Below are 12,853 nucleotides of genomic sequence, written 5' to 3' on the forward strand. Positions count from 1 at the left end.
ATGCGTACTGTCTGCGAACGTTGCGAAGCCGCCCTCACACCGGACGGACCGGCGCGGATCTGCAGTTATGAATGCACCTTCTGCGTGCCGTGCACGACCGCGATGCGCGATCGCTGCCCCAACTGCGGCGGCGAACTGCTGTCTCGACCTCGCCGCACCACGCCGGTGGATTCATAAGGATTCGGCCGGTACGGGTCGAAACTGGCTCGGGTACGCCGCGAACCGGCAAGATTGCCGCGAGCGACCCACCTCCTGGACAGGAGCCACGCATGGCGAACACTGTCGAATCCCCGGAAACCGCGGCGCCGGCTGGGCTCAAACGGGCCCTGTCGAGCCGACAGATCGCGATGATGGCCATCGGATCGGCCATCGGCACTGGCCTGTTCCTGGGGTCCGGTCTCGCGATCTCGTTCGCGGGTCCGGCGGTCATCGTGGCGTACGTGATCGGCGCGGTCGTCGCGTTGGCGGTGGCGTACGCGCTGGCCGAGATGACCGTCGCGCACCCGGAGGCGGCCGGTTTCGGGGCGATCGCGGCGCGATATCTGGGCGCCGGCGCCGGTTTCGTCCAACGCTGGATTTACTGGACCGCCGTGGTGGTGAACATCGGCGCGGAAGTCGTCGCGGCCGGAATCTACGTACGGTTCTGGTGGCCTGGCGTGCCACTGTGGGTGCCGGCAGTCGGATTTTCGGTGCTGATGCTGGTGGTCAACGTGTTGTCGGTCCGGTTCTTCGGCGAGTTCGAGTTCTGGTTCGCGATGATCAAGGTCGTCGTCACGATCGTGCTTTTCGTGCTGATAGGCGTGGTCGCGATCGTCACCGGCCTGCCCGGTCACCCGGCCTCCGGGCTGCGTGCGGTCACCGCGTACGGCGGCTTCACCCCCAACGGCCTCGGCGGCATCTGGCTCGCGCTGACCGTGGTCACCTTCAGCTATCTGGGCACCGAGGCCGTCGCGGTGGCGGCCGGCGAGTCGAAGAACCCGCGCAAGGACGTGCCGCGCGCGGCCCGCTCGATGGTCCTGCGGCTGGGCCTTTTCTACATTCTCGCGATTGCCGTCGTCATCGCGATCGTCCCGTGGACCCAGACCGCGAAAGCCAACGGTGTCAGCGAAAGTCCGTTCGTTCAGCTGTTCACCACGGCCGGCGTGCCGGCCGCGGCCGTCATCATGAACTTTGTCGTACTCACCGCCGCGCTGTCGGCGATGAACAGCAATTTGTACGTGGGCTCGCGGATGGTGCATTCGCTCGCACTGGACGGCATGGCGCCGCGGCTGGCCGGGGTCAGCTCCCGAGGCGTACCAGTGCGCTCCCTCGGCCTGTCCGCGGTCGGGCTGGCACTCGCGATCGGCATCTCACTGATCTCCCCGGACAACGCGTTCGCCGCCCTGGTCGGGCTGGCGCTTTTCGGCGCACTGGTGACGTGGCTGCTGATTTTCGCCACCCTGCTGGCATTTCGCCGCCGCCGGGCCGCCGAAGGTCAACCGCCTTCGCTCGTACGACTGCGTGGCGGTCCGGTCCCGGTCGTGTTGGCGATGATCTTCCTGGTGTCGGTCATCGTGACCACCGCTTTCACCCCGCAGTTCTGGATCGTGCTGCCGGCCGGCGTGCCCTTCCTCGTCGCCCTCTGCCTCGCCTATCTCGTCGTACGCACCATCCGCCGCTCCCGCGCGAAGACCCAGTCGGCCCGCTGACCCGCCTATTCTCTCGCCGATGTATCCGCACGTGTCGACAAGGTCTTGGAAGAGAAGGGATTCGGCCGCTGAACCGCACGATCCGCGGGTTAGCCTTGGGTGGATGACCACCGAGACCGCGAAATCCGCTGCCCGACCGGCTGTCCGCCGGCCGGACGTGCCGCGGTTCGCACTGGGTGCGGCGCTGGTGCTCGGCGCGCTGGTGGCGACCCTGGTGGCGACGACGGTCACGCTGGCGAAACCGGTGCCGGGACTGCAATTGCCGAGCGCGGCGATCGAGTACGGGATCGCGCTTGCCCGCGCGTTGCTGGACATCAGTGCGGTCGCCACGGTTGGCCTGAGTGTGCTGCCCAAGCTGTTCCCGGTGGAGCGGCTGGCGGCCGCCGAGGCGATGTTGGTCCGGATCCGGCCGGTGGCGGTGTTCACCGCCGCGACCTGGGCATTCAGCGCACTGATGGCACTGGTCCTGCAGGCCGGCGAGCTGTCCCCCGGCACCCCGATCACGCTCGCCGCGGTGGTGGACTACGTACGCCACATCGGTGCTGGTCAGGGCCTGCTTTTCACGGCTGGCTTCGCGCTCGCGTACGTGGTGTTCGGGGCGCTCGCGATTCGCTTCGGTGAGGCCGTGCCGGCCGAGCTGCGGGCCGGGATCGCGCTGTTCGGGCTGCTGCCGCTGCCGGTCACCGGCCACGCCTCAGCCTCGCGGCTGCACGACCTGACCATGGTGTCGATGGAGCTGCACGTCGTCGGTGCCAGCCTGTGGACGGGCGGCCTGCTGGCGACCGTGGCAGTGCTGGCCCGTCGGGCCGACCTGCTCGCCGACGCGCTGCCGCGGTTCTCCAAACTCGCCACCCTGTGCCTTGCCGTGGTGGCCGTGACCGGGGTTCTCAACGCGCTCGCCGAGCTGGCGTTCACTCCCGGGGTGGCGTTGCCCGGCTCGCTTTTCACCACCGGCTATGGCCAGCTCGTGCTGGCCAAAATCGTCTTCGTGCTGATCCTCGCTGCCACCGGCGGCGCCATCCGCTACCGGTTGTTGGGCCCGATCGGCCGCGGCGAACGCACCGCGCTGGTCGGCTGGGTGACGCTGGAGTTGCTGGTGATGGGCCTCGCCTACGGCGTCGCCGTGGTCCTGATCCGCGCGCCCGTCATCAGCTGACCTCACCCACCCTCCACCGCCGGGGGCTACACTTCTCCATAGTCGATGCTATTTTCGAGATGGCGAAGGTTGGGCGGATGCGGATTCCGGCGGGTGGGCTGCGGGCGGCACTGACCGGGGGCAACACGATCGGCGCGGCCGTACGGGAGAAGGAGCCACGCACGGACGGCTATCGGCACCTCGACACGCCCGCGCTGATCGCGTATTTGACCGACCTGGGCGCCAACGCCTATCTGTACGGGATTTGGGACTCGCCAACGGATTGGGACGACCTGCGACGGGAATTCGCGCCGGCAGCTGCCGAAGCCGGCATCGACGTGTGGCCTTATTTGGTGCCACCGTCCGAAACTCGGCAGGACGGCCGCGCGTCCCGGCCGTACATGACCGATTTCGTGGCCTGGGCACAGGCGATCGCCGAGTTGTCGGTGAAAGTCCCGAGCGTGACCGCGTGGGCCATCGACGACTTCCAGTTCGCCGAGAACGCGAAGCTGTTCACCGACTCGTACATGACCGAGATCGTGGCAGCACAACGGGAAATCAACCCGGAGCTGGGCTTTTACACGTGTGCGTACTATGACGCGGCGACCAGCGACGAGTTTCTCGACCAGTACGGGCCATACATCGACGGCATCATCTATCCGTTTTTGGACGGCCACCGACAGAACACTCACGTGTCGAGCACCGCGACACAGTGCTTGGACGCCATTCTCGCGAAAACCGAGCCACGCGGTATCTCCCTCCTGCAACTCGTCTATGCCGGTCGCTTCCTCGACGCGCCGATCCCGCTCACCGAGCAATATGTCACCGAAAGCGTGGCCACCGGCCTGAAATATGCCGCCGACGGGCGGATCGCCGGCGTCATCGCGTACGGGCTGCAGTGGGACAACGCGCCGACGCCGAGCAGCGATCGCAACGCCATGTACGGCGACGGGCGGCTCAGCCTGGTGGTGCCGGCGGTCCGAGTCGGTGCCGGAAACTATGGCCAGGCCTCGACAGTCGTACGAGTGCAGGCCGACGCGCCCCGGCACGAGCTGTCCTTCTGGCATCACCGGGCCTTCACCTGCCGCTTCCCGTCTCGCGGCGACTACGCGATGGAAGTGTTGATCGACAACGAAACCGTCTGGGAATCGGATGTTCTGGACCACCCGTGGCTGCTCTGGATCCAGGGCGAAGGACTACAGGGGCCGGTGGACGTCACTCGTTGGCTGCGCGGGAAGACCACCGCGACGCTGACTTTCCGGCTTCGCGCGTACGCGGACACCGAGCCGGCGAACCTCAATGTCGGCATCGACCACCTGGAAAGCCTCGGTTTCAGCATCGACAATCCCGATTTCACCGGACCGGATGGCTGGACGACCACCGCGACCGGCACAATCCCGCCGCCGGCGGTGGAAGTCTTCGCCCCGGACCGCCCAGCCGCGCATCCTCGCCGCCGTACGAGAGCAGTTCCGCTGACGGCGACCGCGTAAGTTGGTCGGCATGACAGACACGTCCCGGACGCGGCACAGTTACGATCTGGTCGCCGAAAGTTATGCCGCCGAGCTCAGCGACGAGTTGCGGGGCAAACCGCTGGACCGTGCGTTGTTGAGCGTTGTGGCCGAAATTTCCGGGGACGGGCTGGTCGCCGACCTCGGGTGCGGGCCCGGACACGTCGCGGCCCATCTCGCCGCGAATGGCGTACGAACCGTGGGATTGGACCTGTCGCCGCGAATGTGCGCCACCGCGGCCCGAGCCACCGCGCTGCCGTTCTGCGCGGCCGACATGACCGCGCTCCCGCTGCGGGACAACACGCTCGCTGGAATCGTCTGTGTATATTCGGTCATTCACCTGGATGCCACTGAGCGTGCGCAGGCGTACGCCGAATTCGCCCGGGTGCTACGGCCCGGCGGCGTCGCCCTGATCGCATTCCACACCGACGACGCCGAGCGAGCGGCCGGCGACTCCATCATCCTCACTGAATGGTGGGACCAAGACGTCGAACTGACCTTCCGGTATTTGGACCCGGCCGCGGAAACCTGTGCTCTTTCCGCGGCCGGGCTGGAAATCACCGCCCGGCTGGACCGCGAGCCACATCCCGGCGCCGAACATCCCAGTCGGCGGTCGTATCTGCTCGTACGTGCCTCGAGCCACTGAGCAGTTTGTGGTTCTGAGGGCTCGGTTGCGCGCGTTGCGGCCAAAATTGGATGAGCCGCGGTGGCGACCGGCAATGGGTGCCGAAGCGACTTCCCCGCATCGTCAAGGCGCTCTTCCGTAATCCTGCGGTACGTCTCATGTCTCTTACCAAGGCGGGGGTGTTGTAGTGGACTTTTCCTGAGGTGACCTGTTGGCTTGCGGTATAGCTGGCGAGAGGTTGAGTCGGAAGCAGTTGCGGAGTCTGCGGGTTGAGGCTTTGCGGATGTTTGAGGCGGGTATCGATCCGGAGACTGTTCCGGAGACTGTTCAGGTGGCGCTGGGTGCTGGCCGCTCGACGGTCTATAGGTGGCTTGCGATCTATCGGTACGGTGGCGGTCCGGACGTGTTGTTGAATGTGAAGTCGTCTCCTGGCGGTCCGTCGAGGTTGCCGGCGACGGCGATCGCGAAGTTGTACGGTTTGATCACTGGTCATGATCGGCGTCAGCTGCATTTCGAGTTCGCGTTGTGGACCAGGGATATGGTCGCGGACTTGATCAAGCGGGAGTTCGGTGTCCAGTTGGCGACCACGACGGTCGGGCGGTTGCTGCGGACGATGGGTCTGTCCCCGCAGCGACCATTGCGGCGAGCCCACGAGCAGAATCCGGAAGCTGTTGCGCGGTGGAAGGATGAGGAATATCCGGCTATTGTCGCGGCCGCGGAGAAGGTCGGTGCAGTGGTGTATTTCGGTGACGAGGCGTCGATCAGGTCTGATTTTCACAGTGGCACCACGTGGGCTCCGATCGGCCAGGCCCTAGTGTTTATCTAAGACTGGCAACCGCGAGTCGATCGGGATGATCTCCGCGATCACCGCTGGCGGGTCGTTGAAGTTCAGCACTTTTTCACCGGCGGCCTCAACTCCGAGGTGTTCATCGAGTTCTTGACCAACCTCGTCCGTGGGTCCCGCCGTCCAGTGTTCCTCATCCTTGATCGACACAGTGCACACATCTCGAAGATGACCACCGAGTACGTGAACTCAACCAACGGGAAGCTTCGCCTGTTCTTCCTCCCGTCCTACTCACCGGAACTCAACCCGGACGAGTGGGTCTGGAAGAACGTCAAACACGATCAGGTCGACAATGCCGGCGTGCTCAACGTCGACCAGCTGTTCAGCGCGGCCACGGACGCCCTGACCCGACTCCAGCAACTTCTCCGCATCGTCAAGGCATTCTTCCGCGACCTGTGTCTGCGATACATCTCAAATGTCTCTTAGCTCATTGCCGGCTTGGGTAGCCAGTCGGTGGCAGAGTTGTCGGCCGCCGGGCGGCGTGGTGGTGCCCGGCGGCCGGGTGGATTTTTCTATGCAGCGAGCTGATTAATCCCGCGGATGGGTCTTCGTTCGCGGTCAACGTACGCTGGCGGCAGGAATTCAACAATTCCATCAACAATGCGTACGTCCCAACCACCGTGATGGACGAGCCGATGACACCTGTCGCAAAGGAGCACGCAATTTTCAAGACAAGTAGCCCCACCATCAGCCCAGTGACAAATATGATGCCCCCTCGTCCAACGAGGTGGTCGCCCGCATCTGGCGCAGCCTTCGTCTCGCGCTATCAAGGCTTTGCGTAGGGCCGGTGTGATGAGTCGTTCGTTGCGTCCAACATCAAGGGGCACACTGTCGCTGCCCAGCACCATCGGGATAATGTCCGCGTCACAAGCAAGCCGGCGGACGCCCTCTGGGGAAATCGGTGCGCCACTGTACGGATAAGCGACACCGAGCCGGTCCCGCAGCATGTCCCAAGTCATCGTAATAGTCAGATGCGGCCGCTCAGCACCCTGAATCGGGAGTTTCCCGGAGTCCGCGATCAGATTCAGGGCCTCCGCGAGCGCGTACCCGTTGCGCTCAGACACTGACCGCTGATCAGGGGTGCCATTCTCAGCCGGGCGAGGTTTGGCCAGTGGGCTCAGAATCTCACTGAACAAAGTGCCGGTTTCACTGTCGAAGGAGCCACTGAAGTTCAGGCGTCCGTCTGTTCCGGTGTGGAGGGATAGTTCGCGGCGTGGTTTCTCGTTTTCGTGTTCGGAGGGCGCCGGTCCGTCGGGATCCAGGTGGTCGTGGATGCGTCGCCCTACTTTGGCTAGGCCGGGTGCGGTGTACCGTTTCGCGTGTTCCACCAGGGACGCTTCGGCTTCCTCACGGTCCTTGATGGTCACCCTGGCCGGGAGCCTGTTCACGACCCCAACGATTGTGTCGATTTGGGAGTCGGCGAGTTCCCCGCGGCGCATGGCTTGGCTGGTGATGCTGAGTGTGGGGGCGAGGGTTTCGCCGGTGAGGGCTTGGCTGGGGCACAGGTTCAGGGCTCGTTTGTAGCGTCGGGACGCCTCTGTGGGGGACAGTCGCAGGAGGTCTTGCAGCATTCCCAGGGTGTTGCGGTGCCCGAGCGTCTTGCCGACGTTTCCTCGGTGGATCGCCGCGACAATGTCCAGCACCTCGACCTGCAGCAGCCGGACCGCTTTTTTTTTCTTTCTCCTGCAGCAGCTCACCGAGCTCGTCCGGGTCACACCTCCAGAGTTCTGGAGAGGTGGTGTCATCGCCGGCAGCCATGACATTAATACTACCGCCGGCACCGACATTTTGGTCGCGTACGGGTAATCAGGAAATGGATACTTTCACAATAATCCCAACGAAACATAGAGCGCGCGCGTTCAACTCTTGCGAGCGGTAGGCCCGCTCCGTTGTTGAAGGTGAAGTCTTCGCCTGGTGACCCATCGAACTTGCCGGCCAGGCGATAGCGAGATCGTACGGTTTGATCACCGGTCGCGATCCGCGGCAGCTGCACTTCGAGTTCGCCTTGTGGACCAGGGATATGGTCGCGGAGTCGATCGGTGCGTGAGTTCGGTGTCCAGTTGGCTCACCACCGCCACCAACGCCCTCACTCGACTCCGACGACTTCCCCGCATCGTCAAGGCGCTCTTCCGCGATCCATGCCTGCGGTACATCGCAAATGTCTCTTAACTCACTACGGGCTTGGTAAGACATGGTTGGTCGGGGAGCTCTCAACTCCCCCACCAGAGCCTGAATCTCCTCCACTGAAGGAAAAGACTCCTGCGCGCCAGCCCGCCGGACCGCCAGCGAGCCGGCTGCCGCTCCCCAGCGGGCGGCATCGCGGAGGTTGTCGCCGACGGTCAGCCGGGCCGCGAGGACGCCCACGAAAGCGTCCCCGGCACCGGTGGTGTCCACGGCCTGCGCGGGAAAAACAGGCAGCTCCTCGGTGCCATCGGCATCGGTCAACACCGCGCCGGCCGCGCCGAGCGTGGTGATCACCGCGCCGACTCCCCTGTCCAGCAGGTCGCGGTGTGCTGCCGCGACTCCAGAAGCCGCGCTGACCACCGCGAGTTCGTGTTCATTGACAACCAAAACATCACACCTCGCGAGAAGCGCATCTGGCAGCGGTTGAGCCGGGGCAGCGTTCACCACGAAAGTGCCCGTACATGCTTCGGCGACCCGCTCCACGACAGCCAGTGGGATTTCCAGCTGGCAGAGTGTGACGCCGCCGGAAGCCAGCGGCTGCTCGTCGTCCCAAAAGGCGTTCGCTCCTGGCACTACGATGATGGAATTGTCCTGCGGTGTAACGGTAATCCACGCACTGCCCGTCGCCGCGTCCGCGATCGTACGCACGCCGGAAATGTCGACGCCACGCGAGCTGAGCCGGCTTTTGGCCAACTCGCCGTCGCTGTCCGCACCGACCCGCCCGAGCATCCGAACCCGCGCACCGGCGAGATGGGCGGCCACCGCCTGGTTCGCGCCCTTGCCGCCGCCCGATGCTCACCCCCTGGCCGGTGATTGTTTCACCCGGTGCGGGGAAAGCACCGGCTCGTACGACGTGATCGACGTTGATCGAGCCGATGACAACGACCGGCTCAGGCATCAATGTCTCCGGCGATCGCGCCGGTGATCAGCCCGACCAGCTCGTCGCCGCTGGTGGCGTCGATACGGCGGTGCGCGGCCGCACGCCCACGCCGCAGCACCCACGCGCTGTCCGCGACCCGCATCACCTGCGCCATATCGTGGCTGACCAACAAAACCGTGACCCCGGATTCGCGCAGCCGGCCGATCAACGCCTCCACGGCCGCGGTTTCTCGCACGCCCAGTGCGGCCGTCGGCTCATCCATGATCACCAGGGTGGTCCCCCAGTTGGCCGCCCGCGCGATGGCGATGCTCTGCCGCTGGCCGCCGGACATTCGCCGTACGGTCGTGCGCACGTTCGGTACGTTGACGTCCAGCTCTTGGAGAATCTGCTGGCTCCGGCTGATCATCCGCTTCTTGTCCAGCACCTTGACCGGCGGGATGCCATAGGTGAGCTCACGGTTCAGAAACAGGTTCTGCCAGACCTGCAGGTCCTCGATCAGCCCGAGTTCCTGGTAGACCGTCTCGATGCCCCGTCTTCGCGCGTCGTCGGGTGAATTCAGTCGCAACGGCGCACCGGCGAACAGGATTTCCCCGGAGTCCGGCGGATGCACCCCGGTCAGGCATCGCACCAGCGTTGACTTGCCGGCACCGTTGTCGCCGAGCAGCGCAGTGACCTGTCCTTTGTGGATGGTCAGGTCGACGCCCTGCAACGCTCGTACGGCGTCAAAAGACTTGTGTACGTCCCGGACTTCCAGCAACACCGCGCCGCGCGGAACCTGGTCGGCTCCGGGATCGGTGTGCCGTGCGGCCACCTCAGGCATTTCTGGTTCCCCCACTATTTCTGGAATCGGGACAGGAAGGCGGCGCCGAGCACCACGGCGCCGACCGCGATCGGTTGGTAGTACTGGAAATCCCGATCAGGGTAAACCCGTTGATCAGGCTTTGCAGCAACACCGCGCCGGTCGCCGAGCCGAGCACCGACGCCCGGCCGCCGAACAGGCTGGACCCACCGAGCACCACCGCGGCGATGGAACTCAGCAACAGATTGGTCTGCAGGGACGGATCCGCGCCACCGGTACGGGCGACCAGCAGAACGCCGGCCAGCCCGCAGAAGAGTCCCGATCCGAGGTACGCGTATAACCGCATCCGGGACACCGGGATGCCCGAGCCACGGGCCGCGTCGATATTTCCGCCGGTGGCCAGCAAATGTGTGCCTGTACGAGTGCGGAAAAGCACGAAGCCCACCACCAGTGCCGCGATCAGCGCCACCAGCCAGAACCACCGGATCGGCCCGATACCGCCCAGTGCGAGACCGCGCAGGAATCCCGAGTTGACCGGCACGGTGTTGCCCTGCGTCAACAAAAGCGTCAAACCGCTGACCACGCTGAGCGAGCCCAGCGTGACGATAAAAATCGCTCATGTTCAGCTTGGCGACCAGAATTCCGTTGACCAACCCGATCACGCCGCCACCCACGATCGCGACCAGAATCGCCACCGGCAATGGCCAGCCCTGCGTGACCGCGAATCCCAGCAGGGCCGCGGACCACGGCAGGTTGGCTCCGATCGACAGGTCGATGCCGGCCACCGTGACCACCAACTGCTGCCCCATCGCCAGCACCATCAGGATCGACGCGGACACCAGCAGGTCGCTGATGTTCGAAACCGTAAGGAAATCCGGGGTAGCGATAAAGAAGATCAGGAAGACGATCACCAGCCCGATGGGCGCGGCATAGCGCGCACTGGTGCTGACAACGGCGTTGCGGCGCTGCCGGGAGGACTGCGGCGCCTGCGAAACTGTCGCGGTCATCGGGCTAATTCGCGAGCGGGTTGGTGAACGGCTCGAACGGCTGCGGGAAGCTGCGCAGCGCCCTGCCGACGTTGTCCTTGTCGATCAGCTTGATCGGCGCGACCACCCGGGTCGGGATGGATTTCTTGGCGACCGCCTTGATGCACGCCTGGACGGCGAGCTGGCCTTCCGCGTACGGGTATTGGGTGATGGTCGCCGACAGCGTACCGGCCTGCACGGCCTGCAGCGCGGCCTTGATGCCGTCGACCGAGATAATGGTGATCTGGCTCGACTTTCCGGCGTTCTTCACCGCTTGTGCGGCGCCCAGGCCCATTGTGTCGTTGGCCGCGAAAATCCCCTTGATGTCCGGGTGCGCCTGCAGAATCGCCTCGGTGACCGTCTGAGCCTTGGTCTGGTCATAGTCAGCGGGCTGTTTCGCGACGACCGTGAGCTTTCCACCGGTGGCCGCGGCGAAACCCTTCTCCCGGTTGATGCCGTTCTGTTCACCGGCGATGCCCTGCAGAATCGCCACGTTTCCGCTTCCTACCTTGGACAGCAGCGACTGGCCCGCGAGCGTACCGGCCTGCAGGTTGTCGGAGCCGATGAAAGAGGCGTACGAGACACCAGCGGCTTTGGAGGCACCCGGGTCGATCTGGGTATCCAGATTCAGGATCGGAATGTTTTTTCTGCGCCACCGGAACCAAGGGCGTGATGACGTTGGTCGCGTTCACCGGCACCACCCCGAAACAGGTGTAGTTCTGGCCGGCGAGCGTGGAGATTTTGGCGTTCTCACCGGACGAGTCGGTCTCGTTGTCGCCAGCCTGGACGTTGACTGTGACGCCCTGCTTCTTGCCTTCGGCGATGGCGCCATCTCGCAGCGCGGCCCAATACGGGTTGGTGAAGTCGCGGGTCACGATGGCGATTTTCGCCGCGCCGGACGCGGAACTGCCGGTGCCGCCGCGACCACACGCCGCGGCCGTGGTGGCCAGCGTCAGCGCCAGCACGACCGCTGTCGCGACTCGGATCCGACCAGACTGGAGGTAGCGCATGTGAGCTTCCTTTCCTTCTGCATCAACAAGAACTAAGCGGGTGCGGGTCCGCAGGACGCACGTCGTACGAGACGGCACGCCGGGGTTGCGTCGGCGGCCGGCAGCGGTGCGGCCGCGTCATCGACGAGATGGACCATCGCTCGTACGGCCGCCGTCGCCATTGCGGTGATCGGCTGGGCCACCGCGGTCAGCGGCGGATCGAAGAGGTCGAACCAGGGCGCGTCGTCGAAACCGATCACCGAGATATCGGCCGGGACGCGGTATCGGGCCGCGCGCAGTCCTTTCATCGCACCAATAGTCATCAGTCCGTCCGCACCGAAGATCGCGGTCGGCCGGGATTTGTTGGCCAGCAGCTGTTCCATCGCGCGTTCGCCGCTGTCCTGCCGAAAATCCCCTTCGACCACGCTGATGTCGCGGGTCGCTACCCCCCCCGCGCGCGGTCAGCGACTGGATCATCAGCTCGGTACGCTCGACGCCGACCCGAGTCGTCATCGGCGGCGCGATAATGCCGACCCGGCGATGCCCGAAACCGGTCAGCAGTTCCGCCGCTTCCGACAGCGCCTTGGACGCTCCACTTCGGACCACCGGAGAGCCGGCGAGATGGCGCGCCGCCGCGGTCCGGCCGCGGACCTCGACCGGGCGGTCCAGGAAAACCAGTCGCGCCTTGGCTTTCCCAGCCGCCAGCAGACCCTCGGTCATCGCCGCCGCCGGCACCAGAATGACGCCGTCCACCCGGCTGCCGGCGAGCAGATTCCGTAGGTATTCGTCCTGGACACCGGCGTCCTCGTCGGAATTGCAGAGGACGGTGGAAAATCCCTCGGCCGCCGCCGCCCGTTGGATCTCACCGGCCAGCTCGGCGAAGAACGGGTTCGCCACGTCGCTGATCACCAGGCCGAGTGAGCCAGTCACCTCCGTACGCAACGCCCGCGCGCCGGCGTGCGGGCGGTAGCCCATCTGCTCCGCCACCGCCCGAATCCGGTCCCGGGTCTCGGCCGGAATACGGGGATTTCCAGACAGCGCGAGCGAAACCGCGGCGATCGACACGCCCGCGGCCTGCGCCACGTCACGCATCCGTACGGCCATCCCGGGCGCCTCCTCGGTCTAGTTAAACGATTAAACAGTGCTACCGCGTCAGTTGGGAAGAGGTGCGGCAAC

13 protein-coding genes and 3 pseudogenes are annotated in these 12,853 nt (G+C 65.2%); 7 read left to right on the plus strand and 9 right to left on the minus strand.

Annotated features, from left to right (window positions below; all coding sequences use genetic code 11):
* The 6 genes from GNX96_RS11080 to GNX96_RS11105 all read left to right on the plus strand — a co-directional run bounded on the left by GNX96_RS11080 (position 1) and on the right by GNX96_RS11105 (position 5,782).
* On the plus strand, positions 1–177 hold the full coding sequence (locus GNX96_RS11080) for a DUF1272 domain-containing protein (protein ID WP_279580010.1): 177 nt from the start codon (positions 1–3) through the stop codon (positions 175–177).
* A 92-nt stretch (positions 178–269) separates the two neighbouring features.
* Complete coding sequence (locus tag GNX96_RS11085) at positions 270–1,688, plus strand: amino acid permease (protein WP_163568011.1); 1,419 nt, start codon at positions 270–272, stop codon at positions 1,686–1,688.
* 103 nt (positions 1,689–1,791) lie between these two features.
* A complete protein-coding gene (locus GNX96_RS11090; RefSeq protein ID WP_163568012.1) occupies positions 1,792–2,844 on the plus strand; it encodes a copper resistance D family protein in 1,053 nt (350 codons plus the stop codon).
* Between the two features lie 77 nt (positions 2,845–2,921).
* A complete protein-coding gene (locus GNX96_RS11095) occupies positions 2,922–4,313 on the plus strand; it encodes a hypothetical protein (RefSeq protein ID WP_163568013.1) in 1,392 nt (463 codons plus the stop codon).
* 10 nt (positions 4,314–4,323) lie between these two features.
* Positions 4,324–4,977, plus strand: coding sequence for a class I SAM-dependent methyltransferase (locus GNX96_RS11100; protein WP_163568014.1), 654 nt, complete (start codon positions 4,324–4,326; stop codon positions 4,975–4,977).
* Between the two features lie 262 nt (positions 4,978–5,239).
* Positions 5,240–5,782 carry a winged helix-turn-helix domain-containing protein gene (locus tag GNX96_RS11105; RefSeq protein WP_163568015.1) on the plus strand — a complete coding sequence of 181 codons (543 nt, stop codon included), beginning with the start codon at positions 5,240–5,242 and terminating at the stop codon, positions 5,780–5,782.
* Here GNX96_RS11105 and GNX96_RS11110 read toward each other — a convergent pair.
* Positions 5,768–5,950, minus strand: coding sequence for a hypothetical protein (locus GNX96_RS11110; RefSeq protein WP_163567902.1), 183 nt, complete (start codon positions 5,948–5,950; stop codon positions 5,768–5,770). The two genes, GNX96_RS11105 and GNX96_RS11110, sit on opposite strands and share 15 nt — an antisense overlap.
* Between GNX96_RS11110 and GNX96_RS11115 the strand changes: the two genes are divergently transcribed.
* Positions 5,879–6,226 (plus strand): transposase, encoded by a 348-nt coding sequence (locus GNX96_RS11115; protein ID WP_163568016.1) that lies wholly within the window; start codon positions 5,879–5,881, stop codon positions 6,224–6,226. The two genes, GNX96_RS11110 and GNX96_RS11115, sit on opposite strands and share 72 nt — an antisense overlap.
* Before the next feature lie 86 nt (positions 6,227–6,312).
* Here the strand turns inward: GNX96_RS11115 and GNX96_RS11120 are convergent, their stop codons facing one another.
* The 8 genes and pseudogenes from GNX96_RS11120 to GNX96_RS63120 form a co-directional block, all read right to left on the minus strand.
* Positions 6,313–7,515 (minus strand): HNH endonuclease, encoded by a 1,203-nt coding sequence (locus tag GNX96_RS11120; RefSeq protein WP_279579993.1) that lies wholly within the window; start codon positions 7,513–7,515, stop codon positions 6,313–6,315.
* 91 nt (positions 7,516–7,606) lie between these two features.
* Positions 7,607–8,761 (minus strand): annotated as a pseudogene (locus tag GNX96_RS11125) (ribokinase); the annotation flags it as partial.
* 113 nt (positions 8,762–8,874) lie between these two features.
* Positions 8,875–9,684: an ATP-binding cassette domain-containing protein gene (locus tag GNX96_RS11130; RefSeq protein WP_163568018.1), complete on the minus strand. Its 810-nt coding sequence runs from the start codon at positions 9,682–9,684 to the stop codon at positions 8,875–8,877.
* A complete protein-coding gene (locus GNX96_RS50750) occupies positions 9,677–10,246 on the minus strand; it encodes an ABC transporter permease (protein ID WP_279579994.1) in 570 nt (189 codons plus the stop codon). Before GNX96_RS50750 ends, GNX96_RS11130 begins: the two co-directional genes overlap by 8 nt.
* An 85-nt stretch (positions 10,247–10,331) precedes the next feature.
* Positions 10,332–10,670: pseudogene (locus GNX96_RS63110) on the minus strand (ABC transporter permease); the annotation flags it as partial.
* A gap of 4 nt (positions 10,671–10,674) precedes the next feature.
* Positions 10,675–11,328, minus strand: coding sequence for a substrate-binding domain-containing protein (locus GNX96_RS50760; protein WP_313885630.1), 654 nt, complete (start codon positions 11,326–11,328; stop codon positions 10,675–10,677).
* Positions 11,329–11,730: 402 nt separating this feature from the next.
* Positions 11,731–12,102 carry a substrate-binding domain-containing protein gene (locus GNX96_RS63115; RefSeq protein WP_390623968.1) on the minus strand — a complete coding sequence of 124 codons (372 nt, stop codon included), beginning with the start codon at positions 12,100–12,102 and terminating at the stop codon, positions 11,731–11,733.
* Between the two features lie 112 nt (positions 12,103–12,214).
* A pseudogene (locus GNX96_RS63120) lies at positions 12,215–12,781 on the minus strand (LacI family DNA-binding transcriptional regulator); the annotation flags it as partial.
* Positions 12,782–12,853 lie beyond the last annotated feature (72 nt).

It is taken from the genome of Fodinicola feengrottensis (assembly GCF_010993775.1).
Classification (GTDB): domain Bacteria; phylum Actinomycetota; class Actinomycetes; order Mycobacteriales; family HKI-0501; genus Fodinicola; species Fodinicola feengrottensis.

Coding starts and splice junctions, on each gene's coding strand:
- GNX96_RS11080 (WP_279580010.1), top strand. CDS start 1: ATGCGTACTGTCTGCGAACGTTGCGAAGCCGCCCTCACACCGGACGGA.
- GNX96_RS11095 (WP_163568013.1), top strand. CDS start 2,922: ATGCGGATTCCGGCGGGTGGGCTGCGGGCGGCACTGACCGGGGGCAAC.
- GNX96_RS11130 (WP_163568018.1), bottom strand. CDS start 9,684: ATGCCTGAGGTGGCCGCACGGCACACCGATCCCGGAGCCGACCAGGTT.
- GNX96_RS11085 (WP_163568011.1), top strand. CDS start 270: ATGGCGAACACTGTCGAATCCCCGGAAACCGCGGCGCCGGCTGGGCTC.
- GNX96_RS11090 (WP_163568012.1), top strand. CDS start 1,792: ATGACCACCGAGACCGCGAAATCCGCTGCCCGACCGGCTGTCCGCCGG.
- GNX96_RS11105 (WP_163568015.1), top strand. CDS start 5,240: ATGTTTGAGGCGGGTATCGATCCGGAGACTGTTCCGGAGACTGTTCAG.
- GNX96_RS11100 (WP_163568014.1), top strand. CDS start 4,324: ATGACAGACACGTCCCGGACGCGGCACAGTTACGATCTGGTCGCCGAA.